Consider the following 25,290-nt stretch of genomic DNA (forward strand, 5'->3'; position numbering starts at 1 on the left):
TTTTTCTGAAAATTCCTAAGATTTGTTCAAACTAACTAAAATTCCATAAACCTAAGTTCAGCTAGCAAGCTTGCGTGCCATAATAGTAATGTCGACTGGCAAGCGACATGTATCTTATCTTCTAACGAGAGAAAGTTTGATTAATCATGCGAAAACGTCTTGTAACGACGTCGCCATTTTTGACTGGCCTAAAATTATTAGCCATTCTGCCACCGGTGGGAATCGGTTGGCTCATTTATTTAAGCCGCTGGCAATGGCTGGCGCTACTCAAACACCCGCGACAATTCGGCCGTCATGACCCATTGTTAGGATTTATTGTCCTGCTAATGGGTGTCACAACGCTCAATCTCAATCACCGTGATTACCGCAGCGTTGCACTGTCCGTTTTAATGCTTTTTGTATTAGGCAATTTATGGCTACTATGCCGTGAATCAACCCAATCAATTGCATGGCACGAACTGCGTAAATTCGTCATCCAATTCGGCTTGTATATTGCAATCAGCGGCTTTGCGTTTCATTGGCTCAACCAAGTATTGACACTACCGACTTGGTTAAAATTCCTGTTGGGCGATTTATTGTGGGGCTATGCCGCTAATCAAAATCGTTTATTCGGTTCCGCCTACAATCCAAACGATGCCTGCTGTCTATTATTGATTGCCCTCGGTTTACTATTGACGCAATTAAGTCATGAAAGCGTTCACCCCTTCACCCGCTGGCCACTAGCGAACTGGTGCTTCGTCGGCCTACTGTGTGTAGGTATTTATCAAACCAAATCACGTACGGGTCTCATGATCATGATTGCTATTCTGATGATGACGGCTTACCAGCTTTGTCGCCATCATCGCCTTTTAGTCACAACAATCTTAATAACCAGTAGTTTAATTATCTGGCACGTTTTCCCCCGCAGCGCCTCCACCGTTACCGCCCTTCAGAGTCGTTTGACGATTTGGCACAATAGTTTCGCCGTTTTCAAGCAGGCGCCGTTTCTCGGTGTCACGTATTTCGGCTTTGCCCGCCGCTATCTGCAACTGACCGGGACCTATGTTCCACACGCCCATGATATTTTACTCATGCTGCTGGCTTCTTTTGGCATTTTAGGTGGCGTTGGCTTTATTTACTTAGTCCTCAGTAGTGGTTGGCACTTAACCAAATATTGGCATCAGTATCGCACCCCCAATTTGCGATACTTTATGATGACGTTGCCCATCATTCTAGCTTACGGATTAACAGATTTTGTCTTATCTTCCATGCAGGTATTGATTATTATTTTGCTGATCATTGCTTGTTGGCATCATGAACAGCAATTGAGTACTAACAGCCTCATAGCGGCTACCAGTCACCGCTAGCCTGCAATTTAATCAGGGCACCGGTTACCGTTATCGTCGCCACACATTTCAAACGACCAATAACGGCCAGTTATCCCAAAAACAGTGTCAGCTGTCGGTGATCATCACACCGTAGCTCACACTGTTTTTTAGCGTGCCGTTAACTGAAGCGACGATAGGCCAAGACCGTCAACGGCATAAAAATTACAATAATAAGTCCGCTACTCAGTAGCACGACAAACGCATTTAATCCCCACTGACCAGTCTGCAAAATCGTGCGAATCGCGGTGATTGTTAAACTGACCGGATTCAATCGAACGACTATTTGAAGCATATGTGGTAACGTCTTGGTCGGAATAAACGCGTTGGATAAAAAGGTCAGCACTAGAATAATAATCATTGAGAGGCTGCCAATTAACGCCGCATTTTTGACCATTAATCCGACTAAGACAAAAACCCACGAGAGCGACCACCCAACAAATACTGCTAGCAGTAAAACACTGACCAGTACTAGCGGGCTAACGGTGGGGCGCCACCCCATCATGGAAGCCGTCACCAGCGCCATAATACCAGAAATAAGCAATCGCAAAACATCGCCCATTAACTGACCGGCTAGCGGCACAATTGGTGAGATTGGCAGCGTCTTAAAACGGTCAAACACCCCCGCATTAATATCTTCACGCAATTGCTGGCCAGACCCCGAAGCCGCATTTAAAATACTTTGAACCAAAATACCGGTAACTAGCATTGGTAAATACGCATGGACACTGCCGGCAATCGCCCCACCAAACAAGTAACCAAATAATAGCGTAAAAATAACCGGTTGCATCACCACATCGCTAATATTATCCGGGTTATGCCACGTCTTTAACAAATTTCGATGTGTCATGGTCAAAATATGACTTAATTGTGTTAGTTGTTTAATTGCCATCTCTTTGTCCTCCTCTAATTCGTGCCAACGGTCAGCTTCAAAAACACGTCATCAAGCGATGGTGTGTGCATGGCGAAGTTGCTGACCGTGATTTGAGCGGCTTGCAAACGTGTTAAAACTTCAGCGACTGTCGTCAAACTGTTGGCGCCTAACGGTACGGTCAAGGTACGTGCCTCAACTTGTACGTTTTGACCAAGAACCGCTTGCAAAATATTTGTCGCCGATGCAACTGCCGCAGTCGTACTGACTTGTAACTCAAGTTCTTGCCCACCTATGCTTTGCTTCAAAGCTGTCGGTGTCCCACTAGCAACTAACTGGCCGTGATCAATGAGCGCAATGTGATCCGCTAATTGGTCCGCCTCTTCTAAATATTGCGTTGTCAATACCACGGTTGAACCAGCCGCAACTAATTGACGAATCGCCTGCCACATCTGCGTTCTTGTTCGGGGGTCCAGGCCAGTGGTCGGTTCGTCAAGAAAAAGAATGGCCGGCTTGCCGATTAAGCTAACCGCTAAATCTAATCGGCGCCGCATCCCACCGGAAAATGTCGCTAAGACGTGGTCCGCGGATTGCGTCAAATCAAAGTCAGCCAATAATTCAGTTGCCCGAGTTTTCGCTGCCACACGACTTAATCCATTTAACCGCCCAAAAATCTGCAAATTTTCCCGGGCACTCAAGTCCTGGTCGATACTGGCCGTCTGCCCCGTTAGACCAAACTGCTGGCGAACACGTTGGGCTTGTGACAACGAATCAAACCCATTAACTATGATTTTTCCAGCATCTTGCCGCAATAGGGTCGTCAGCATCTTGATTGTCGTTGTTTTCCCCGCACCATTCGGACCCAACAAGCCAAAAATTTCACCCCGTTGCACTTGCAGCGACAAGTCTTTAACGGCGACTTTCGCGCCAAACCGTTTCTGAACATGCGTCATTTGAATCATCATTTCTTCACTCATTCTAAAACCTCCCACAAATTAGTCAGGTCCCCCTGACGAAATATATAGTAAGTCCCCCTGATTAATTTGTCAATCATTAATTATTGACCGGCGATTCCAAAACCAGCTGCCCTTAAAGTGCCGTGTTTCGGAGAATGTTGTATACTTAAGAAAATAACGAATGGAATGATTTGACCGTGACAACAAATATTAAGGCAGAACTAGTCGCCGGAAAATTAGCTGAATACGAGCAGCTAAGCAAAATTTATGATGATATTGTCAAACAGGCGCGCCCACGAATAACCGTTGAGGGCCAAGGCAAGATCCTATTAGCGCTAGCTGATGAAGACCACCTCTCACAAAAGCAGTTGGCGAGTCGCCTCGGCATGTCGCCACAATCAACGAGTGAATTTGTCTATAAACTAGTCAATCGGCATCTAGTAACCTTATCAAAGTCCACTAAAGATCGACGGGTCAACCTGGTTAACTTAACCACGGCTGGTCGCGAAGAAATCGCCTCCGCAGCTCAAGAAGTGCCACCGTTTGTCAACACACTTTCCGATGACGAGCTTGATCAGCTGGCGCCATTGTTAACCAAGATTACAACTGCGATGTATGCGGATATTGACGCTGCTAACCCAACTTTAGGCGTTAAGTTCCACAAATTATTTGCTAGTCGGTACTTGAAGCAGTTTAAAAAGTAAGACCAGCGCTACCTGACAGTCATTTTTAGCTGGCACCTTGCTAAAAATTAGCCATGACCAATATTTCGCTCTAACCGGATCTAAAAAGCGGACCAATTCAGTTACGAATTGATCCGCTTTTAGTGCTTATTCAACTTTTATCAAAAATCACATTTTACCATTGATAATCAGTTGGGTCCTGTAATCCGCGACCGGTTGCTTTGTCCAACATAATGCGTTGTTCAAAGTGAGCCACATTGCGTTTAGTCTCCTTGACCATATCTGGATTAACGGAAACATAATCGATACCGCTTTGAATCAAAAAGTTAGTGAACTCTGGGTACTCAGATGGTGCCTGACCACAGATTGAAACCGTTTTACCATCTTTGTGCGCCGTCTTGATCAGGTGTCGAATGGCCCGTTTAACAGCCAAGTTCCGCTCATCAAAGAGGTGCGCTACCGTATCATTATTGCGGTCACAACCGAGAATCAGCATCGCAAGGTCATTCGAACCGATCGAATAGCCATCAACGAATTGGTTGAATTGGTCGGCCAAAATAATATTAGTTGGGATCTCAGCCATCATATAGACTTTAAAGTCCGCACCCCGAATCAGCCCTTCATCGCGCATAATAGTCGTTACTTTTTGCGCTTCATCGACAGTCCGGACAAATGGAATCATCACGTTCAAATTTTTCAAACCAAATTCATTGCGAACCTTTTTGACCGCAGCCAGTTCCAACTTGAAGGCCTCAATATACTTCGGATCGTAGTAGCGAGATGCACCCCGCCAGCCCAGTAAGTCAGCTGGTTCATGTGGTTCGTACTTATCGCCACCCTTTAGATTGCGATACTCACTCGACTTAAAGTCTGAGAAACGTAGGACGACTGGCCGCGGTGCCATCGCTCGAACGACCTTGGCAATCCCATCCGCCAACATATTAACCACTTTTTCAGGATGGCCCTGCTCAATCAAGTATAGCGGATGTTCATGAATAAAAGTCGTCCATAGGAATTCTTCACGCATTAGGCCGATGCCATCAGCTGGTAAACTTGAGTATTTGTCAGCCAGATCAGGATCACCCAAATTCATCATGACGCCCGTTGCAGTTGGGGCAAAATTCTCAGCGGCAACCACTTGACCAATGGCTGCTGTTGCACTGTTCTTAGGCTTCAACATGCTGGCAACCTTGCCTTGATAGACGACCCCGTTCTTAGCATCGACCGTCACGACATCACCGGTCTTCAAAACATCGGTTGCCGCCACTTTCTTACTTTTAGTGCCGACAATACATGGAATCTGCATTTCGCGAGAAACAATCGCCGCGTGACAAGTCATGCCGCCGTTATTGGTCACAATGGCTGCGGCTTTCTTCATTGCTGGCACCCAATCTGGTGATGTCATTAACGTCACTAACACTTCGCCTTGCTTGAACTGATCAATGTCTTTTGGATTATCGATGACATGAACAACACCACTGGCTAATCCGGGACTAGCCGGCAAACCCCGGACGACAACCTTGGCATTCGCTTCATCCACAACGTCTTCATCGTCAGCGGCACCGTTGTGCTTATTACGCTGTGACCAAACAGTCTCTGGCCGTGCTTGGACGATCCATAGCCGATTGGTATTCGTGTCCAATGCGTATTCCATGTCCATGTAGCAACCGTAGTGCCGTTCAATTTCTTTCGCGTAGCCCGCCAATTCAATCACCTGCGCATCGGTCAATACTGGCTGACCTTGCAACTCATCGGGAACAGGTTCTTCTTTAGTCCCACCACCCGGTAACCGCATCAATTGGACAGGTTGTTCGATAATATTCTTTTCAACGATCTTCATCGATTGCTTATCGATAACAAAGTGATCCGGCGTAACTTTGCCCAAAACAATATATTCACCCAAACCGTAAATGGCATCGATCACGATCTTGGAAGCATCCCCATCCGCCACGTTGACGGAGAACATAATTCCTGACGCCTTAGAAAAGACCATCATCTGAATGGCAGCTGAGAGGGCCACTTTTTCATGCGGGAAATGCTGTTTGTGTCGATAATACGTGGCCCGATCAGTAAACAGTGACGAATAACATTGTTGAACCCGGTTAACGACATCGGCAGCACCCTTAATATTTAAGTAAGATTCTTGTTGCCCAGCAAACGAAGCATTTGGTAAATCTTCAGCAGTCGCTGAAGAACGAATTGCCACGAACGGATCAGTTTGCCCCATCTTCTTGGCTAGATCCGCATAGGCTTGTTCGATATCAGCTGCTAAGTCAGCTGGCATCGTGGCACCCACGATCAAGTGCCGAATTTGTTCGCAAGCAGTATGCAATTCATCAGAATTTTCATAATCCTGAATACTTGCTAATAAATCATTGACCTTGTCGTTCAGCCCCGTCTGGTTCATGAAATACTGATACGCCCGGGCAGTGGTCGCAAAACCATACGGTACTGGAACATCCATCGATGACGTCATTTCACCTAGTGAAGACGATTTACCGCCCACTAGGTTCACATCTTCGCGGTGTAATTCATCAAACCATAAAACGTTTGCCGTATCACGACTACTCATAAGATTACCTCCCTGTATTTCTTAACTTGACTATCACAATTATCAAACTGAAAAGCAAATTCATGTAAGCGTTTACATTAACCATTTATATTGTAGTTCATTTTTACACAAAGTAAAACCTGTTCTCACTATTTTTTCGATAGAATATGGTTATTAGTATTGATCAATCACGTCCACGAAAGTTCATCGTTATCCTTAAATAGCTGGAATTCTATTGATCTTCATTCTCAAAACGGTTCGTAGCTCATCATTGGCAGGTAAGGCTAATTAATTAACGAATACTTTTCACAATATTATTAGTTGAGTGTCGTATCGTCACTTCACCAGACACGTTTTTTCGTCATCATTAATGCTTAACATCGTTATCATCTCTAAAACAGTGCCAACAAAAAATTGTAAGCTCAATAACAAACCGCTGCAGGACGTCTTAACCTGTTCAATCCAATTGACACTCGGCACAATCACATATGCTATACTGATGGTTATTATACATATTTTTCATTGATTCGGAGGAATCCCTAAATGCACAAATTGGCCATTTTGGTTATTACAATCGGCATCACACTCGCTGGTTGTACAACCCAAACATCCGCCCCAGCCCATCACCACCCTGTCAAAGCGACGACCCAAAAAGTGCTCCAAGCAAAGACTAAAACGTGGACTTTTGATCAAGCGGTTAGTTCTAAACAGACGAAGCATGGTGTTGCCAGCAAATTAGAAGCCTCAGTTGTCGACAAGACAACCGCCCAATCAAGCTGGACAACTAGCCAAGGCCAGTTTTTATCAGTAGGCATCAAACACCGACAAGTCTCATTCTCTAAATGGCAGCGCGCTCAACAACGGCATATCATAAAAAGTTACCGTCATCGACTTCATTACATGTCAGTCAGCCAAGTCAACGCGGTTCTAAAAAAACTTGGCGCACCGATTAAAATTAATAAGTTGACCGACTTGATCTATTTAGAGACTGGTAGCAGCACCGATCCTTTACCAGTGGCCACGGCCTTCGTTGCTAAGGGCCATCATCTCTACGCCATTAATATGCAATACTCAGATACTGACCAGACTACAACCATTGACCGCGGTCGTTCTTTTACCGACACGAACACTAAAGTAACCCCTAGGCACATTAGCGTTGATCAACTCAATGGCACTTGGATTGCTGCCGAAACAACAACTAGTGCTAGCGACACCGGCAAGCTAATGATCAAAAACGGTTACCTGTATCAGCATCGGTATAATAGTTATGAACGCTCCGCAATCCAAGACCTCAGTCGTTATTCATTAGGCTCATTAAACCAAAATGTAACCTACGCAGCCTTCAAAACTGATGCCGCTCACGCCGGTTACCAGTTGGCACATAATACTGTTGCTAGTGGCGACAGCACTGGTATGTTGTACATCGTTATTAACGCCAACAAAATCATTCGCATCAATCAGCAACTTGTCACGACATATAACAAGACCAGTACCATCGTTGCAGCTAGCGCTTTGCCGCAAACAGACATCGATATTTTTAACCAAATGGATCAACAACATCCTGGCGAATCGGCCGCGACCATTACGGTCAAAGCTGGGCCAGCCCGAGTGGCACTCACCAGTAGCCTGAATTATCTGACCGATCCAGATGCTGGGCAAATCACTAAAGAGGTGACCGTTAACTAAGCTGGTTATCCCCTCGTTATTAACAGAGAAGGTCGGCAACGTTGTTTTGACCTCATGGCTTACAGTTGTTATGGTTAACTAATAATCACAAGAAATGCGTCCTGTAATGAACCAGTGTGTTCATTGCCGGACGTTTATTTATTCAGTAAAAAAGCCATAAACCCAAGTGCCAAATCAGCTAGGCACTATAACCACTATCGCCAGTACATCAAATATTTAGTAAAGTCATCAGCCTTACATACAGCTTTGATTGTCAAAATTAATCGACCTCGGTTACACTGGGCGTCATTCCATTTAAGAAAGTAGTGATTGTTCATGACAGAATCAAAACGGGCTAGCAACGGTGACAAAATCTTTAAAACGTTAAACCCGGAAGCAGCGGCGCAATTGAAAGCCTCCTTAGCTAATACTGCGCCAGTACTCAGCCAATACATTTCAGAATTCGTCTTCAATGATATTTTTGGTCAACCTGGGATGAGTCTAAAACAAAAAGAAATCATCACTCTGACCGTCCTATTGACACTCGGTGATACGAATTATCAGCTACGCGTTCACCTTCAGAGTGCCTTAAATATCGGCATTACCAAAGCTGAGATCATGGCTACTTTTGTTCAATGCCTTCCCTACGCTGGTTTTCCACGTGTACTGACAGCCGTCCAAATCGCGACCGACGTCTTTGCACATTCTAGCGCTAAATAGTCATTTACCCTCTCACAAGCCAACTCAACAGCGCCGGTGTTCAGAATCTAAATAAGATCTGGATGCTGGCGCTTTAATTATGATCCCCCACGGACCGCATCTTTAAAGCTAATTGACACTTAACGATTGACCGTCTATCGATATTAACGCACGACCACCATCCTTAAAATCTGTCAATAAAGGTCACTGACCATTGTCACAACCAACGGCAAACGTTGACATAACAACGTTGATCGCAAATGCCATTATTGATTTACACAGCGAACTAACAAACCAATTGACTTAATTCGCAAAATCTTAGTTATCAGATTATCAACGACTGGCGTCAAAGTAAGATTGCATGTTAGCATTTTAATTGTACAAAACTTAATTATTTTTTATTGGTGGTTCTTACAGAAAGGAAGATGAATGATGGCAGACAAATTGACGACTGAAGCAGGTCAACCATGGGCCAATAACGAGCATTCACAAACAGCGGGATCTCGTGGCCCGGTTTTGATGCAAGACTACGATTTGTTGGAAAAGTTAGCCCATTTTGATCGTGAACGGATTCCCGAACGGGTTGTTCATGCTAAGGGGGCCGGTGCTAAGGGTTACTTTGAACTTCTCAACGATATGAGTGCTTATACCAAAGCCGATCTCTTCAACGGTGTTGGTAAAAAAACGCCCCTGATCATGCGATTCTCGCAGGTTGCTGGTGAAAAAGGGTACCCTGACACTGTCCGCGATGTTCGCGGCTTCTCGATGAAGTTCTATACCCAGGAAGGTAATTACGACATCGTTGGTAACAACACGCCGATTTTCTTCGTCAACGATCCCCTGAAATTTCCAGATTTTATTCACTCGCAAAAGCGTGATCCGAAAACCAACCGGCGAACGCAAAATATGCAATGGGATTTTTGGTCACATTCACCGGAATCACTGCATCAAGTCACCTATTTAATGGGTGATCGTGGACTGCCCGCCTCATTTCGGACGATGAACGGCTACGGTTCCCATACGTTCAAGTGGGTCAACCAACAGGGTGAACAGTTCTGGATCAAATATCATTTCATTGCTGATCAAGGGGTTAAGAATATGACCGCGGCAGCCGCCGAACAAGTAACACTCAAAAATCTCGATTATCTGCAAGATGATTTGTATGATGCGATTGAAACCGGTGACTCCCCTTCATGGACACTCTACGTACAAATCATGCCGTATCAAGCTGGCTTGGACTATCAGTGGGATATCTTCGACGTGACTAAGGTCGTCGCTCACAAAGACTATCCCCTGATCAAAGTTGGCCGCATCACTTTAAACGAAAATCCAACGAATAATTTTACGGATATCGAAGAAGCTGCCATGTCACCCGCCAACTTTGTACCAGGCGTCGAACCTTCACCGGATAAACTACTACAAGGGCGTCTCTTCTCCTACAAGGATACCCAGCGCTACCGCTTAGGTGTTAACTTTGAAGATCTACCAGTTAACAAACCAATCGTGCCCGTGCATAACTACGAACGCGATGGCTATATGAAGGCTGATAATCAGGGTGCTGCGGTCAATTACGAACCAAATTCACTGAATGGCCCTCAAGAAGTGCCAGACGCAGCCATTAAATCAGTCACCGTCACTGGTGATGCCCAGGCCCAACCATACGCTCATCATGTTGATTATACGACTCAGGCCGGTGACTTATACCGACTGATGAGCACTGCAGAACAAGCACGCTTGATTGAAACAATCAAAAACGCGCTAGGTCAAGTTACCCTGCCTGGTGTTAAGGAACTTGAAATCCAACAATTTTACGCGGCTGATCCAACATACGGCACTCGTGTCGCAAAAGCTTTAAACTTGGATCTCGAAACCGTTTTAAGCTATCGCGAATAACTCATTGGCCATTAATTTACGCCAGTAAGCATGACACTCAGACCAACTATTAGGAGGAATATACTATGCTTGATCAAGAAATGACCCAATTAGAACGTGTCACCTTAGAACCTGCTGCTGCCGCCTTAGCTACTGCTACCGACCCACACCCCCGAATCTACGAACTGCCACCAGTTAAGGGTCGGGCAATTCTCGACCAACTTCAAGACAGTCCCGTTACAAAAGCCAACGTCGACATTGCCGATCAACTAATGGATACTGGTCAGTGGGGCACCATTAACGTGCGGTTCGTCCGCCCCGCCGGCAACTATGCTCAATTACCAGTCATCTTCTATATTCACGGTGCTGGGTGGGTCTTCGGTGATGCGCACACCCATGATAAATTGATTCGTGAATTGGCCGTTCGAACTAATTCAATGGTCGTCTTTCCGGAATATAGCCGCTCACCAGAAGCACGCTATCCGGTTGCAATCGAACAAAACTACGCCGTATTGCAGCAACTGCCAGCACTGGCAACTGACAAGCAGTTTGATGCTACTCGTTTGACCGTCGCCGGTGATTCCGTTGGTGGCAACATGGCAACGGTCATGACCATTATGACGAAGCAACGTCAAGGTGTTCCAATCAAACAGCAACTGCTCTATTATCCGGTAACGGATGCTAACTTTGATACCCCGTCCTATCAAGAATTTGCCGAACACTATTATTTAACCAAAGCTGGCATGGAATGGTTTTGGGACCAATATTTACCAGACCAAGCGACGCGTCAAGAAGTCACAGCATCCCCATTACAAGCGTCACAAGAATTACTCACTGGTATGCCTGCCGCAATGATTCTGACCGACCAAGCTGATGTTCTTCGCGATGAAGGTGAAGCCTACGCAGCCAAATTACGAGCGGCCGGAGTTACCGTCACTCAAGCGCGTCTCCAAGGCATGGTCCATGACTTTGTGATGCTCAATTCACTTGATCAAACTAACGCGACCCGCGCCGCAATGGACCTATCGACCACCTGGATCAACCAACGCAATAACTAGTAACTGGACGCAGTAACGCCCCCAGACTAACTAATTAACAAATCACATTAACAGAGTCAAAGCAAACAAGCTTCACAAGAATTGTATTCTTGTGGAGCTTGTTTTTAGTTGCGTTCAATATTGTCATAATAACGGCCGCGCTCGAGTTCCAGGTCAAACCGACCTGTCATTAAGCCCCCGTTTGAGCCACTCCCAAGCCGCGTGAATCCCAAAAGCCGACGCAAATGATAACAACCAGGTCAAAACGTAACACACCCCGATACCTAGCCCAGACAGCTTGATTGTCAAAGCACGCCCAAAACTCAGCCACAGCAGCTCCGACCAAAAAACATTGGCTAAATAGGCCTTATAGGCCATCCCGGCCAACTGATGTACCACCCTAGTCACTGGGCGCTGCTGTCGAACTTGGACCTCGCACAATACTGCTAGTAACCCAATCACAATCAGTGCATACAATACCATTGAGGGCTTGTAATACGGCGCGTTACCCAACTTAATAGGAAAGCCATACGTAAAAAATTCCCAATTGGTCCAAGTCAGGCACAGCAAAAAGGCGCCCATCAATCCTGGCCACCACCGACTCAGCACACGCTGAAACGACGCTCGAAACACCCATGCCAGTACACCAAGCACACCAAAAATCAAGAAACTAATAAACAGACGGTCCACTAAATACCAGTCCTGCATGTGGGGACCATGAAAGATTTGGCAATCATAAAACCACAGCCAGAGCACTGTAATCACCGTTGTCAATCCTAAAACTAGCCAGCCATGTCGCGGCTGCTGTTGACACCACCGACCAATTGCCCAAAATAACGGCATCAGTAAGATAAATTGTAGCATCATGGTGTTGTACCATAAATGCGGCGCCGCATTCCCATTAACAAAGTGCCAGAGAAAGCTTTGCCAATGATGATACCGTCCACCTAATTGTAATTGGGGCATCAAAACCAAGTAAATCGTGGTCCACCACAGCGTCGGAATAAATAATGCATGCCATTGTCGTCGCAAATACTCACCATAGGTCAACGTTGCTTGGTTGAGTGTTGTTCGCGTCGTCGTGTAAAGAATCCCAAAAATAAAGGCCGGCGCCGTATACTTGACCAGATTATAAAAAATACCGATACCAATTTGCGTGGCGATCGACGGTGCAGTCGTCAATGCGTCGGCAAGGATTGGCTGGGCCATGACCGCAGTACAGGCCCCTAATTTGAGGTAATCACCCACGTCAGTCACATCAGCTGATATGTTAGAAGCATTCATTATCGTTACCACCTTTTCGAATTTCGTGAGATCGAACGGTGGTCAATCTTAGGTTCAGTCTAATAAATTCTTCAGAAATTGCAAGGGGGGGTGACTAGCATCCCCACCAGCAATTTAAGCTTGTACTTACTACCAAACCACTCGTCTGGTTGTGCTACAAGTGTTCTTGATCAAACAGTACGATCACTTTACCAAAGCTCTCAGCCGCCTGCAGGTAGGCATGTGCGGCTGGGACTTGGTCAAACTTAAAAATCCGCGTTGGTGCAACTGGCACCTGATAGTCAGCAATAAAGTCAAATAAGTCTTGTAATAACGACTGAGAAACTTCCCCAGACGAGAATCCGGTCAAATACCGATTATTGGGAATATCACTAATCGGGTCAAAGTCTGGCAGCGTCCATACGCCGCCTAATTCTCCGGTAGCATTAACAATGCCCCCTTCATTCAGATGCAATAACGTGTCCTTAACACTTAACGGACCAATCAAATCAATAATTTTATCAAAATAATCAGTTCCGGCTGGTAGCTGGGCACTATCTGGCGCTATGATGACCTCATCAAAACCCGCGTCTAATAATTGCTGCCGTTTAGTGGCTCGTCGTGTTGTGCCAGCCACGTGAATTCGTGAATCATAGGCCTTAATCAAACGCAAATCAGCAACACCAACGCCACTAGTTGCTGCTCGAATCAGTACGCGGTCCGTTGCTTTCAACTGTAAACTCTTGAAAATTCCATAAGCCGTATAATAAGTTTCCGGCGTCGCCACCAATGATGCTAACGGTAAATTCGTGTTAATTGGATACACTTGGTCATTAGGCAACAAAACGTATTCGGCGTAGCTCCCATCATAGGCCCGTCCCATCTCACCCATAATGGAAACCACGCGCTGACCACGACTCAGTGTGGCTGGCGCACTCGTCTCATCAACGATTCCCACAACTTCAATACCAAGGACTCTGGGAAAATGAACACTAGGTGACTTGCCTTCCCGTGTAAAGATTTCTGAATGATTAACGCCAAACCCTAACACTTTTAGTCGTGTCCATCCGGGTTTAACACTGGGTTTAGGCCGCTTTGTTAGTTTTAATACCTCGGGGCCACCTGGCTGATTAACAACATAAGCTTGCATCTTATTACTCCTTTGTGTGCTGACTTTAGTAACTAATCGATTATTTGATATCAATGTTAACACTATTATTTAACTTAACCTAGAAGTCAATACTAAGCTAGTATCGCGCTCCGACAGCTAGTTAAATAGACATTCACTAAGGTCATTGCTGCTATTAAAAATGACCAGCATTAATAGACGGCCGTGGTCGGCAGCTAATGTTGGTCATTTGGGCAGCAAGTACCTTGATAATTTTTAAGACTAGTTAGTCACAAGCTCGGTATTAGCATGATTGGTATACGTCGGACTAGCCGACATGACTGGAGGATTGGCGTCGTTTCATGGCCATGATCATCACACCTAATTCAATCACAACTAATATGAATAACAATCCCAAGGCCATGGTTGACCCCAACGCCGTTCGATGCGCATTTGTGCCACTGGCTTGAGCCTGAACGAGCGTAATGATCGCCGACACAACGGAAGTCCCAATCGCCCCCGCAAACTGTTGCAGTGTATTGAAGACCGCATTTCCATCGGCCTGCTGACTAGCCGACAATTGCTGCAGCCCACTGGTCATCGTGTTGCCCATCGTCAAACCAATACCAATCATTAGTAAAATATAAATCGCTAAAATAAAGGGACCGGTCAGTCGCATACCTAAAACTGTAAATAAAGCCATCGCAATCACTAAAATCGTCGACCCTGTCAATACGGGTCTAGCAGCACCAAAGCCATCTAAAATCCGGCCACCTAATGGCGCAAAAACTGCTCCAATGGCCGCTCCAGGCAAGACAAACAAGCCCGCTAACAAGGCGCTTTTCCCGTTAACCAACTGAATATAGTTGGGCAAAATAAAGGCCAATCCTAGCGCACAAATTTGGACAAGAAAATAAGCCATTAAATGAAAATCATACGAACGCACTTTAAAAATCGTTAGACTAATCAATGGCTGCGCTGCACGCTGCGTCCGCCACACAAAACCGCCCAAGCCAATCAATCCCACTACGATCCAAGCCACACAGGCCAGTGGCTGCGTCGTAATCGTTGCTAACCGACTAAAACCAATGGTAAACCCTACAAATAATAAGATAACCAGCAACCAACCGACAACATCAAAGCTAGTTTTGACAATCGGCTGTGCCTGACGAATCCCGTAAAGTCCCAGTAATAGCGAAATCACTAACACTGGAATTAAAAGCATAAAAATCCAATGCCAATTCAACTGACTAACGATGATGCCGCCAAAAGTTGGACCCAGCGCGGGTGCGATGGCTGTGATAAGTGTCCCGACTCCCATGAGCGTTCCTTTTTGATCAGCTGGTGCCCAGTCCAAAATGATATTAAACATTAATGGTAAAGCAATCCCTGTCCCACAACCTTGAATAATTCGACCCGCAACCAATAATGGAAAATTAGTTGCAAGCGCATCAACGATCAAACCGACCATAAATAAAAGGTTGGCCGTGACAAATAACGTTTTAGTTCGAAACCGGCGTTTCAAATAGGCTGAAATGGGCACGATACTGGCCACAATCAGTAGATAAGCCGTCGTCATCCACTGAACGGTAGCCGTATTGATGGAAAACTCACGCATCAGCTTAGGAAAAGTAATATTCATTGCGGTCTCCACAATGACACCGCAAAACGAGAGCAATCCGGCCGCCACGATAGCCACAATCAGTTTGAGGTCAACTTGTTTTTGCATTTGTAAATTCAGCTCCTTAAGTTTTAGTTCGAATACGAACTAGTTACTTATTCTAACATACTATTTCGATTTCAACAGTAGTATTTACATTGACTTTATAAAGATATGTTTCTATAATTCAAAATAGTTAGTATTAGAACAACTACCGAACATAAGGAGTCTAATTATGCAGGATTCATTAGGTATCATGATTAAAAAAGCCAACAATGCTCTGTCCCGTGATTCTGATCATTATGCGAAATCCCTTGGTCTGACTGGTATGCAAATTAGTACCATCAACTTTATCGCTAACAATGAGCACCATGACCTCTTCCAACGTGACTTAGAACTAGAATTCAACATTCGCAAAGCAACTTGTTCCAGCTTAGTTTCGAAAATGGAAGCTGCTGACTTACTGATTCGAGTTCCGGCCAAAGATGACGGCCGTTACAAACGATTATTATTGACACCCAAATCACGCAAACTCGCTACTCAAATCGAACATTTTTTTGAAACTAGTGAACGCCGCATGGCACGAATCATCGGTGCCAATACTGCTATTACTTACGAAGCCTTGCGGCAAATTACAGTCGCCTTTGCCGCCCCAACTAAAGCCAACGACTAGTCCACTTAATCCGAATGGCATGGCCGCCATCGCAAAACATGTGATGACACACTATCGACTAAAAACCCGGCTCAGGCAACCGTTTGCTTGAACCGGGTTTTAGTCAGACTCAAAATTTTAATAATGACTACCGTCAACCAACTAATTCGCTAAAAAATCCGTAAAAAGTTGTTGGTAGATATCAATGAAGTCATAAAACATTTGCTTAGGAAGACTCTCATTAACTTGATGCTGGGTCATATTGCCCGGGCCATAAACGGCGAAGGCAAAGTCAACCGGTTGTTGTTGTGCTAAATTAGAGGCATCCGTAATACCAGGACTCGGTGCGACCACAATTTCACGACCAGCATAGGGCTGCCCCACCTTCTGAATCAACTTAACTAACCGATTGTTAGTCTTGGTGGCAATCGGGGCTTCATTCATGATGACCGTGGCACTGATTTTGGCACCCTGTTGATTATACGTCGCAATAAGTTGGTTTAACTTTGCAATAACCTGATCATTATCATACTCTGGAATCGTTCGAACGTTAATCAGGGCAGTTGCTGAATCTGGTAGTGAGTTCACTTGGTCACCACCATTCAACACGTCAATATTGAACTTGACCGGGCCCATTTCACCAGCGGGCAGTGTGGCAAAGTAATCATTGGCTTCGTTGAGCAGTTGAATCAACGGAACTAACGCATTATAACCACGCTCGGGTGTCGAACTGTGCACTGCTTTACCCTTGGAGGTCAATTTTACATCATAAGACCCCTTCTGTTCAGCCGCCGTTCCGTAAACTGTTGACGGTTCCGCAATTAATAACCCGGCGGCATCTTGCATCAGGCCTTGCTGATAGAACGCTGCTGAGCCTGCTTCCCCAACTTCTTCACCCATTGTCGCTAATAATCGAATCGTCCCTTGCTTAGGCAACCCTTGTTGCTGCAAATTGATCATCGCCACGATTAACGCGACCAGCCCAGCCTTCATATCCGTCACACCACGGCCAAACAGCTGACCGGATTTTTCCGTTAACGTGAAGGGATCAGTGTCCCACGCATCCCGATCGCCAGCCGCCACAACATCCATATGGCCCGAAACCACTAGTACCGGCTGACCATTACCGATTTCAGCAACCAAGTTCGCCCGGTCACCAGTGACTGTATTGAGATCGGCGGTAATTCCGTAGCGCCGTAGCAATGCTTGAAGATACTTAGCGACCGCCAATTCATGGTCATTCACTGATGGAATTTTAATCACATCAGCTAAAATTTGAAGCGCTTCAGTTTCTTTGATCGTCTGCATTTTTTGCCATCTACTTTCATTTGATAATTCCAGCGTAGCATTATCAGGTCTTTGCTGGTACTTTCCCGGTCAATTTAAATTAACCTGTTCTATATGATCATCCTAATACGCATTGTGTTAATTAATCGATCATGATTAATACTCACTAATAAGCTAACAAGCTTGTATATCCTAATAATTATATATTGCCAATGATTATTTTTATGGACGGCTCAAAATCGATGTCCGCGCTGTCGTCTGATCATTAAAATATTCATATTGGACGAGTTCGGCATATGATCCTGCAATATTAATAACATTTGCATATCCCCGATTAAGCAGCGCGCGGACCATGTTATAACTCCGCTGACCAGTCTGACAATGAATATAGACCGGCCGATCTGTCGGAATTTCAGTTAAGCGCTGCCGAAATTGACTCAATGGAATATTGTGTGCGCCATTGATGTGGCCATTAGCATATTCTTGCGGTTCCCGGGCATCAATAATAAATGCGCCACCCAAGACCAACTGCCGAACTTGCGTCACACTAACTTGCTTGAACTCATCATTAAGGATATTTGCAGCCACCAAACCGACCATATTGACCGCGTTTTTAGCCGTACTGACCCACGGTGAATAACATAGTTCAAGATCCGTTAAATCACTCACACGTCCATGCATCGTTATTAAACTCGCAATAATATCAATTTGTTTATCAACCCCAGATTGGCCGATAGCCTGAGCACCCAAAATTTCACCACTCGGATAACTAAAAATCAACTTAATAAACACCGGTGTCGTATTAGGCATGACACTGACCCGATCTTGTGGCGCCACCGTTGCAAAGCGATAATCGATCTGCTGCTGTTCACAAGCAGTGGCGGTCAATCCCGTTGAGGCAATGTTTAGTGTAAACAAATGTAATACTTGTGAGCCAATGACACCTTGACAATCAGGCGTCTGCCCATATAATTGATCAACCAAGTGACGAGCCTGCATTTGTGCCGGAAATGCTAAGGCCAAACGTGTTGGTTGCCGCGTCAAGCGATTAGTTACCTCAATCGCATCACCCACCGCATATATATCCGCCACGGATGTTTGATAGCGATGATCAACTTTAATCCCTCCCGTTACACCCAATTGACAGCCCGCTTGAACGGCCAGTTTCGTTTCCGGCGTCACGCCAATTGCCATGATAACCAGCTGTGTTGCAACGGTTCGTCCTGAATTTAACCGAACCTGATTGGAACTAATGGCCGCGACCCCATCTTGTAAAATGAGTTGCACCCCATGATCATACAATTCTTTGTGGACCATCTGCGCGAAATCATCATCGAGGGTTCCTAAGACATGTTCTGCCGCTTCCACTATCGTGACCTTCTGACCAGCCTTTTGTAAATTCTCAGCCATCTCTAAACCAATAAAGCCACCACCAACCACGGTCACGTCATGTACCTGATGTTCAGTAATGAACGTTTGGATCAAGCGGACATCCTGAACGTTACGGACCGTCATGACGTTAGACTGTTCAACGCCTTCGATGGTCGTTGGCACAATCGGACGGGCCCCGGGCGATAAAATTAAACTATCATAAGGCACCGTAGCGGTAACATCACTATCTACCGGTTTAATTGTAACGGTTTTACTACCAGCATCTACCGCTATAACTTCCGTCTTAACTTGAACGTCAATCTGATACTGTTGCTCAAACTGTTCAGGTGTCTTCAAAATAACATCGTCTGGCTGATCAATCACATCGCTAAACGTATACGGTAAAGCACAGTTTGAAAATGACACATCCGGACCCTTTTCAAAGACGGTTATGTGGGCAAATTCATCCAATCGCCGCACCCGGGCCGCCGCGGATGCACCACCACCAACCCCACCAACGATAACGACTTGCCTTACTTTCATTTAAATCATCCTTTCATTACCCGTTTGATAGCGCTTAATTAGCTTCAATTCTAAAGGATTCGTTCTTAAACCACAAGCACACGGCTGTATCATTATCACTATCGGTTCAAGTCACTCGTAATCAGGTGACTTTATTTTTAAGTGAAAATAAGTTATTATTAGTAAAAAGCTTAAAGAAACTTACGGTGATGCTTAATGAATCAAAAAGAACGTTTAACCCTAATTTTAACGCAACTGGCAACTAGTCCCTCACTCAGTTTAAAAGATATTATGCAATTAACAGGGACTTCGCGCGACACTGCTCGGCGGGACATCGTTAAACTAGCTACCAATAATCTCGTAGAACGGACTTACGGTGGTATTAGTCAGCCCAATACTTTTAATAAACTAGATCAATATCTTGACCGCGATAACGACTTAATCCAAACTAAACGCGCCTTAGCAAAAAAAGTTAGTCCTTATTTAGCCTCTGCTTCGTTGTTATTTTTGGATATTTCTACTACAGTTGCCTGCTTGCCACAATATCTCCAATCGGATCAGCCCGCAATGCTCGTCACTAACTCACTTGATATCGCTGACCAAGCACTGCGGCACAGTAATCTTCAAACGCGGATCTTAGGCGGTACTTTAGATGCCCAACAGCGTTGCGTGCATGGTGCTGATAGCATTTTAGAATTACAAAAATTTCAATTTACAGCCACTGTCTTGAGTTGTGCGGGTCTTACTGCTAACGGTGTTTATTACGCCTACGAGTCTGATATTGCATTAAAGACAACGCTCCGTGCCCAAAGTGATCGGTTAATCTTAGTCTTTGACCATACCAAAGTGGACGTCAAACATAATTTTAACTTGTTGGCGCTCACTGATTTTGACTTATTCGTCACGGACCAGCCACTCCCTGAACACATCACTCGTCAAATCGCACCCGATAAAATTATTTATCTCTAGGAGGAAAATTATGTCATCATTATTAACTAGCCAACGCGCCATGTTAGCCTTGATACAAAGCGGCCTGGCCTATACGATCGATCCATTTGATCAAGATCGCTATCAAAAATTACAAACTTTATTGATTCAACAGATGGCCACCACTTCCAACTTATCCGTTGCGACATTAACCACGATGCTGACCCAAGATACGGGCTATGTTACACCCAAATTAGATGTGCGCGGTCTAATCCGCCACGGCAACCAGTTGTTACTGGTCCAAGATATTAAAACTAAACTCTGGGCACTACCAGGTGGCTTTGCCGACGTCGGTTACACCCCTACTGAGAACGTGGCCCGCGAAGTCTGGGAAGAAACCGGACGACACGTTAACGTGCAAGGGTTACTCACCATTTTTGATACTGCACTACGCGTCGATATTCCCCAGCCGTTCCAATACTATAAATTAGTCTTCGACTGTGAGATTACTGATGGCCACTTCGAACCGAACATCGAAGTAGCTCAAACAGCCTATTTTACCCTTGATAACCTCCCCCCTTTATCCAAAAATCGTACCACCGAAGAACAATTGCACCAATTAATGGGTTGCGCCGAAGTAGTTAAAGTCGATTAATCGCAACACTGCCTTTCAGCTGCTTGTGCCTGCTAGTGATTACTACCATCACTAAAAAGAGGTTTCAGAACTTTTCATTCTGAAACCTCTTTTCTTAATGACACGCTAATAAAATCAATAGTCACAACTACGTTAATTTTCATAGACTTAGTAATGATCAGCTTCACAAATACATTTCAAAAATAGACACGGCGTGCTTACATATCCACCAAACCAACTAAAGTTCGTTGAAAACTTATCCGCCGAATATGACGGGGAATAAACTGGCGAATATCATCATCATTAAAACCCACTTGTAATTTATTACGACCGACAATAATTGGTCGTCGTAATAACTGGGGGTGTTCGCACAACAGCTGTAAAGTCTCATTAAATGTCATATCCGGTAGCTTATCCGCAATCGTGGGATACAACTGCGAACGAGTCGAGATAATATCATCCAACCCATTTTCAGTCAGACATAAAATCTGCTTCAACTCACTAATCGTCGGTGCCGTACTACTAAAATTCTTCTCTTCAAATGCAATACCATGGTCACGGAACCATTGGCGGGCCTTTCGCGATGAGTTACATCCTGCTTGAGTAAACAATTTAATCATAATCATTTCGCCTCCTCGGTTAGTGTTTTTTATTATGATAATTATAACTTGTTTATTATTGTAGCAGGTTATTCATGACTTTGTAAAGACATGAACGAAGTAATCGTAAAAAATTCATTATTTTTTCATATTTTTTATAGTATTCATAATAATTATTTTATGGTTTTCACCAGTTGTCAGCTTTTTCGGACTACGTTTCACGAGCCGCTTTGTTTTCCATTAACAATCGTGACGATAATAAATAGGGTACTTGATACTTAAGCGCTAATTGTCGTAAAAACGGGCCAAGTAAGTCATGTTCCGGTGTTAACGTCGCCAGTAACGCTAAATAGCGTTGTTTTTCGGCCGTCGTACATCGCTTTTTAAAGTAACCCCAGACGTGTTGATAGGCCGTCGTTAGTGTCGCTTTAGTCGGTGGCTGCCGCGCAGCTTCTGCCAATAATTGTTTTAAGCGTGCTTCTTTAGTAGCCGACCACTGATTATTACGGGCCAATTGCCGAATTGCATCGTAATGCTGTTGCGAATGTGCCATCACCCAATATTTTTGATAGGCCCATTCCCGCTGCCATTGTGTCATTTTTATCCCCCTTGTTCTTGATCACTAACTAGACTAAATACTATAGATAGCCTGTTAATAAGCCCAGTCTGTCCCAGTAGCCATCTAAAAATCGCTGTTGTCAATATTCTATCGAATTCAGAATATTAACAACAGCGATTTGCTTAATTAACATGTTTAATACGCATTGCGCTAATTTATTATTTATGTTCGACACAGGCCAATTACATCAAGTTAAGACATTCATTGGCCGTTACTTTAATCGTGAGAGTTCATCCATCATTGCTGACCGTCGCGGATATTGTTGATGCCAATCACGAACGATTGCGTGCACGGTCCCTTTTCCAGCCGGATAATTCAGCATCCGCTCTAATATATCAACTAACTGTTGGTATTTGCGCCGAGTCCCGGTAGTAGCAGCCATTTTTCGAACTTCCTGGTCATATTTAGCTAATAATTGATCCGAAAAATGTGGTTTCAACAACCCTTCATACGATCGCATATCCCACAATCCATCCGCCGCAACTACGGCCTTTAATAAGGGACGTAATAAATTTTCTTGCACGTATAGCGGTTTAAGATCCGCACGCGGATTAGTAGCGATCGCAGCAAACAGTTGTGTCCGCGCTGCTGGCCAATCCTTAGGGGCATAGCTCTGCTTCAATTCTGAAAACAACGTTTCATCCGCTGGACAATATTCAGTCAGTAATTGCCACAATTCCTGACGATATAACTTCTGATTACCCTGCTGTTGGTAGACACTTTTTAGTTGTTGACTAAATGCGACTAACAACGACGCATCATCAGTGACAAGTTTTTTACCAGTCTGTAGCAATTGGACTGCATGGGCTGCGTCTTGATGCTGTAAGCAGAATTGGGCATAAAACAAACGTACTCGTGGCACTGTTAGATTAGTTTCACAAAATTCAATGACCTGCTGATCAGGAACATGCGCCGCTGCCATCATTTGCAAATGGTACTTTAGCCATTTTTCAACCTGAAAGTCACGCTCCCAACCATTAGGGCGCTTTTCAGCGGCTCGTAATTGCTTGGCCGTATAAGCTAACTTGGCATCAATAAATGCTGGCGTCTTGAAATACGTGAACAATAATGTCATTAATGCATCTTCAATAAAATTTGAGGAGAGCGTTAATTGGTGACATAACCAATCAAACACTTGTTGCTGAACATCCGTATTAGCTTCTGCCAAAACTTGTTGCCATAAATCATCACAAGCACTCATAATCATCATGATTTCGCCATCTGAGTCATCAATGTCGACTTGGTCGATTTTAAGCATCAAATGCGCTAATATTTGAAATACCAGACTGAACTGACGCTGATCAACTAGGGGTTGCACTTCCTCATTCAGCAAGGACAACATTTCTTCACCAAAATCAGTTGCGGCCGTATAATCAATAAAACCATCCGAGTCGGCGTTAGTCTCAAACGGATCATCAATTACTGCTAGATATTCTGACAAGTCCCGTTGCGGTTCTAACCCACCAACCATAAGTTTAAACAATTGTGCTAGGTGTGCATCATGCATCAAAACAGTGTTCAGGAAGTCCCGAACTTGTGCATTCGTCGCGTGGGCGACCACCTGAGCCACCCGGTTCTCGTCATGATCATCCTCATTACTATCGGTTGTCTTTGCAGGTTGACTTGAATCATTCACTGCCGCCACTTGATATAATACCGCCGCCATGTGTTTGCAATACTGATGTCCAGCCGCGTATGGGCAGTCACAAGTACCAGCTTGAAACTCGTCATTACTCATACTGATGCTTACGTCGTAACACTTAGTTCCCGTCACTGTGGCTGTAATTTGCGTTTTGGTCTGTTGCAAGTCCGTTACTAAACCTTGTAAATAATAATCATAGCCGCGCTCGGCAATCACCGTTGGAAAATAGGCTTCCCAATCCAATATCATCACTCCCGTTAACTAATCCGTCTTTACTCTACTCCAATATGAATTAACGGACAAGTTACTACGTACTGAACTGGCCCTTATGACCACAAGAAACGGATCAATAACCGGTCAACTTGCGCATTCTCATGTAATTGACTGTGTTGCGCGTGTTGGCCGGAAATCTTAACTTCCCGGTAAGAAAGTGCCCGGTCAGCAATCAAATAGCGTAGCGACTGCGACGACGCGTTACTAACCGAACCATCCGAATGGGTCCCGTCGCCCTTATCCCCATAAATATTAAGGACTGCCACTTGCTGACGCGGGTAAACCTGCCGTAACTTCATGAGCTGGCGATACGCTGGTTGAATCTTCGTCGGGCGTCCCTGAGCAGTTAGCTTCATCTGATTAGGCTCGTCATCCATCCCCAAGATGCCGTTAAAATGACCAGCAATGTCGACTTGTTTGCGCAGCTGCGGTAAATGCTTGTTTTGTCCATTCGCTAATAGATAAAACCCAATCGCCATATTCCCCATAGAATGCCCAACCATGTTGAACGATTTGATACTATAAGTCCGTTGCAAAGCAACTACGACATTTTTGGCCCATTGTCCAACCTTCTGATAGTTCGACGAACGATTAGCGGCAAAATTAACTTCAACAATGGGCCGATAATCGCCCCGTTTAAAAGTTCCCTGCAATTTCACGGTACCGTTGCTAGCAACCATGGCACGAATAATAGTTCGCGTCACGCCCGCCTTAACCGCCGCGTTAGCCATATGTTCTTCTGCATGGTAACTACTGCCCCAACCATGGAAAAACAGCGTTGGCACGTATTTTTGACCGTTGGCTATTTGCGGTGCTCCCGGCGTCGTCAACGAGCGACCACAACCACTTAGCATTACTAGTAGACCAACTAAACTGCCCCATAACCACAACTTTTTCACTTCGAACATCCCCCTTTTCACTCAACCAGGCCGCAACACAACATTCAAACGCGTGCCTAGCCCGATTGCACTCTAATCATATCATGTTAACCGGTCCAACTCAGCAACTAGTGCATGATTAACCTTGACGTTTTTT

General features: G+C 44.8%; 21 protein-coding genes. 9 read left to right on the forward strand and 12 right to left on the reverse strand.

What is annotated here, in order from left to right:
* Positions 1–146 precede the first annotated feature (146 nt).
* Positions 147–1,346: an O-antigen ligase family protein gene (locus LP667_RS07925; protein ID WP_021731619.1), complete on the forward strand. Its 1,200-nt coding sequence runs from the start codon at positions 147–149 to the stop codon at positions 1,344–1,346.
* Between the two features lie 139 nt (positions 1,347–1,485).
* Here the strand turns inward: LP667_RS07925 and LP667_RS07930 are convergent, their stop codons facing one another.
* Together LP667_RS07930 and LP667_RS07935 are read right to left on the reverse strand one after the other, a co-directional pair.
* Positions 1,486–2,256 (reverse strand): ABC transporter permease, encoded by a 771-nt coding sequence (locus tag LP667_RS07930; RefSeq protein ID WP_021730889.1) that lies wholly within the window; start codon positions 2,254–2,256, stop codon positions 1,486–1,488.
* A gap of 14 nt (positions 2,257–2,270) precedes the next feature.
* On the reverse strand, positions 2,271–3,212 hold the full coding sequence (locus tag LP667_RS07935) for a daunorubicin resistance protein DrrA family ABC transporter ATP-binding protein (RefSeq protein ID WP_021730888.1): 942 nt from the start codon (positions 3,210–3,212) through the stop codon (positions 2,271–2,273).
* A 176-nt stretch (positions 3,213–3,388) separates the two neighbouring features.
* On the opposite strand from LP667_RS07935, the gene LP667_RS07940 reads away from it, so the two are divergent.
* Complete coding sequence (locus tag LP667_RS07940) at positions 3,389–3,895, forward strand: MarR family winged helix-turn-helix transcriptional regulator (protein ID WP_021730887.1); 507 nt, start codon at positions 3,389–3,391, stop codon at positions 3,893–3,895.
* 154 nt (positions 3,896–4,049) lie between these two features.
* Here the strand turns inward: LP667_RS07940 and ppsA are convergent, their stop codons facing one another.
* The gene (gene ppsA / locus LP667_RS07945; protein ID WP_021730886.1) at positions 4,050–6,446 is read right to left on the reverse strand and encodes a phosphoenolpyruvate synthase; all 2,397 of its coding nucleotides are present in this window, start codon (positions 6,444–6,446) and stop codon (positions 4,050–4,052) included.
* Positions 6,447–6,968: 522 nt separating this feature from the next.
* Here ppsA and LP667_RS07950 point away from each other — a divergent pair.
* From LP667_RS07950 to LP667_RS07965, 4 genes are all read left to right on the forward strand, one after another.
* Entirely contained in the window at positions 6,969–8,111 is a 1,143-nt protein-coding gene (locus LP667_RS07950; RefSeq protein WP_021730884.1) for a hypothetical protein, read from the forward strand.
* A 315-nt stretch (positions 8,112–8,426) separates the two neighbouring features.
* Positions 8,427–8,810 (forward strand): carboxymuconolactone decarboxylase family protein, encoded by a 384-nt coding sequence (locus tag LP667_RS07955; protein WP_021730883.1) that lies wholly within the window; start codon positions 8,427–8,429, stop codon positions 8,808–8,810.
* A gap of 411 nt (positions 8,811–9,221) precedes the next feature.
* Positions 9,222–10,682 carry a catalase gene (locus tag LP667_RS07960; protein WP_033609335.1) on the forward strand — a complete coding sequence of 487 codons (1,461 nt, stop codon included), beginning with the start codon at positions 9,222–9,224 and terminating at the stop codon, positions 10,680–10,682.
* A gap of 65 nt (positions 10,683–10,747) precedes the next feature.
* Positions 10,748–11,719, forward strand: a complete 972-nt coding sequence (locus LP667_RS07965) for an alpha/beta hydrolase (RefSeq protein ID WP_021730881.1) — start codon at positions 10,748–10,750, stop codon at positions 11,717–11,719.
* Between the two features lie 153 nt (positions 11,720–11,872).
* On the opposite strand, the gene LP667_RS07970 is transcribed toward LP667_RS07965, so the two are convergent.
* From LP667_RS07970 to LP667_RS07980, 3 genes are all read right to left on the reverse strand, one after another.
* Entirely contained in the window at positions 11,873–12,982 is a 1,110-nt protein-coding gene (locus LP667_RS07970) for an acyltransferase family protein (protein WP_021730880.1), read from the reverse strand.
* A gap of 154 nt (positions 12,983–13,136) precedes the next feature.
* Positions 13,137–14,111, reverse strand: a complete 975-nt coding sequence (locus tag LP667_RS07975) for a zinc-binding alcohol dehydrogenase family protein (protein ID WP_021730879.1) — start codon at positions 14,109–14,111, stop codon at positions 13,137–13,139.
* Positions 14,112–14,397: 286 nt separating this feature from the next.
* Positions 14,398–15,798, reverse strand: a complete 1,401-nt coding sequence (locus LP667_RS07980) for a DHA2 family efflux MFS transporter permease subunit (RefSeq protein WP_021730878.1) — start codon at positions 15,796–15,798, stop codon at positions 14,398–14,400.
* A gap of 166 nt (positions 15,799–15,964) precedes the next feature.
* Between LP667_RS07980 and LP667_RS07985 the strand changes: the two genes are divergently transcribed.
* Entirely contained in the window at positions 15,965–16,402 is a 438-nt protein-coding gene (locus LP667_RS07985; RefSeq protein ID WP_021730877.1) for a MarR family winged helix-turn-helix transcriptional regulator, read from the forward strand.
* A 141-nt stretch (positions 16,403–16,543) separates the two neighbouring features.
* Here LP667_RS07985 and LP667_RS07990 read toward each other — a convergent pair whose 3' ends face one another.
* Positions 16,544–17,689, reverse strand: a complete 1,146-nt coding sequence (locus tag LP667_RS07990) for an ArgE/DapE family deacylase (RefSeq protein ID WP_021730876.1) — start codon at positions 17,687–17,689, stop codon at positions 16,544–16,546.
* A gap of 201 nt (positions 17,690–17,890) precedes the next feature.
* Positions 17,891–19,582, reverse strand: a complete 1,692-nt coding sequence (locus LP667_RS07995) for an FAD-dependent oxidoreductase (protein WP_021730875.1) — start codon at positions 19,580–19,582, stop codon at positions 17,891–17,893.
* A 195-nt stretch (positions 19,583–19,777) separates the two neighbouring features.
* Between LP667_RS07995 and LP667_RS08000 the strand changes: the two genes are divergently transcribed.
* Both LP667_RS08000 and LP667_RS08005 read left to right on the forward strand, forming a co-directional pair.
* Positions 19,778–20,530: a DeoR/GlpR family DNA-binding transcription regulator gene (locus LP667_RS08000; RefSeq protein WP_021730874.1), complete on the forward strand. Its 753-nt coding sequence runs from the start codon at positions 19,778–19,780 to the stop codon at positions 20,528–20,530.
* Positions 20,531–20,537: 7 nt separating this feature from the next.
* The gene (locus tag LP667_RS08005; RefSeq protein WP_050584251.1) at positions 20,538–21,143 is read left to right on the forward strand and encodes an NUDIX hydrolase N-terminal domain-containing protein; all 606 of its coding nucleotides are present in this window, start codon (positions 20,538–20,540) and stop codon (positions 21,141–21,143) included.
* Between the two features lie 197 nt (positions 21,144–21,340).
* Here the strand turns inward: LP667_RS08005 and LP667_RS08010 are convergent, their stop codons facing one another.
* The 4 genes from LP667_RS08010 to LP667_RS08025 all read right to left on the reverse strand — a co-directional run bounded on the left by LP667_RS08010 (position 21,341) and on the right by LP667_RS08025 (position 25,154).
* Entirely contained in the window at positions 21,341–21,742 is a 402-nt protein-coding gene (locus tag LP667_RS08010) for a Spx/MgsR family RNA polymerase-binding regulatory protein (protein WP_033609334.1), read from the reverse strand.
* 190 nt (positions 21,743–21,932) lie between these two features.
* Positions 21,933–22,319, reverse strand: coding sequence for a YbgA family protein (locus LP667_RS08015; RefSeq protein ID WP_021730871.1), 387 nt, complete (start codon positions 22,317–22,319; stop codon positions 21,933–21,935).
* Between the two features lie 232 nt (positions 22,320–22,551).
* Entirely contained in the window at positions 22,552–24,225 is a 1,674-nt protein-coding gene (locus LP667_RS08020) for an SWIM zinc finger family protein (RefSeq protein ID WP_021730870.1), read from the reverse strand.
* An 83-nt stretch (positions 24,226–24,308) separates the two neighbouring features.
* On the reverse strand, positions 24,309–25,154 hold the full coding sequence (locus tag LP667_RS08025; protein ID WP_021730869.1) for an alpha/beta hydrolase: 846 nt from the start codon (positions 25,152–25,154) through the stop codon (positions 24,309–24,311).
* Positions 25,155–25,290: the final 136 nt, after the last annotated feature.

The sequence above is a fragment of the Lactiplantibacillus paraplantarum genome (assembly GCF_003641145.1).
Taxonomy (GTDB): domain Bacteria; phylum Bacillota; class Bacilli; order Lactobacillales; family Lactobacillaceae; genus Lactiplantibacillus; species Lactiplantibacillus paraplantarum.

Bases quoted from the DNA above. Each gene is read 5' to 3' on its own strand.
- LP667_RS07925 (WP_021731619.1), top strand. From the start codon at position 147: ATGCGAAAACGTCTTGTAACGACGTCGCCATTTTTGACTGGCCTAAAA.
- LP667_RS07930 (WP_021730889.1), bottom strand. From the start codon at position 2,256: ATGGCAATTAAACAACTAACACAATTAAGTCATATTTTGACCATGACA.
- LP667_RS07935 (WP_021730888.1), bottom strand. From the start codon at position 3,212: ATGAGTGAAGAAATGATGATTCAAATGACGCATGTTCAGAAACGGTTT.
- ppsA (WP_021730886.1), bottom strand. From the start codon at position 6,446: ATGAGTAGTCGTGATACGGCAAACGTTTTATGGTTTGATGAATTACAC.
- LP667_RS07950 (WP_021730884.1), top strand. From the start codon at position 6,969: ATGCACAAATTGGCCATTTTGGTTATTACAATCGGCATCACACTCGCT.
- LP667_RS07955 (WP_021730883.1), top strand. From the start codon at position 8,427: ATGACAGAATCAAAACGGGCTAGCAACGGTGACAAAATCTTTAAAACG.
- LP667_RS07960 (WP_033609335.1), top strand. From the start codon at position 9,222: ATGGCAGACAAATTGACGACTGAAGCAGGTCAACCATGGGCCAATAAC.
- LP667_RS07965 (WP_021730881.1), top strand. From the start codon at position 10,748: ATGCTTGATCAAGAAATGACCCAATTAGAACGTGTCACCTTAGAACCT.
- LP667_RS07970 (WP_021730880.1), bottom strand. From the start codon at position 12,982: ATGAATGCTTCTAACATATCAGCTGATGTGACTGACGTGGGTGATTAC.
- LP667_RS07975 (WP_021730879.1), bottom strand. From the start codon at position 14,111: ATGCAAGCTTATGTTGTTAATCAGCCAGGTGGCCCCGAGGTATTAAAA.
- LP667_RS07980 (WP_021730878.1), bottom strand. From the start codon at position 15,798: ATGCAAAAACAAGTTGACCTCAAACTGATTGTGGCTATCGTGGCGGCC.
- LP667_RS07985 (WP_021730877.1), top strand. From the start codon at position 15,965: ATGCAGGATTCATTAGGTATCATGATTAAAAAAGCCAACAATGCTCTG.
- LP667_RS07990 (WP_021730876.1), bottom strand. From the start codon at position 17,689: ATGCAGACGATCAAAGAAACTGAAGCGCTTCAAATTTTAGCTGATGTG.
- LP667_RS07995 (WP_021730875.1), bottom strand. From the start codon at position 19,582: ATGAAAGTAAGGCAAGTCGTTATCGTTGGTGGGGTTGGTGGTGGTGCA.
- LP667_RS08000 (WP_021730874.1), top strand. From the start codon at position 19,778: ATGAATCAAAAAGAACGTTTAACCCTAATTTTAACGCAACTGGCAACT.
- LP667_RS08010 (WP_033609334.1), bottom strand. From the start codon at position 21,742: ATGATTAAATTGTTTACTCAAGCAGGATGTAACTCATCGCGAAAGGCC.
- LP667_RS08015 (WP_021730871.1), bottom strand. From the start codon at position 22,319: ATGACACAATGGCAGCGGGAATGGGCCTATCAAAAATATTGGGTGATG.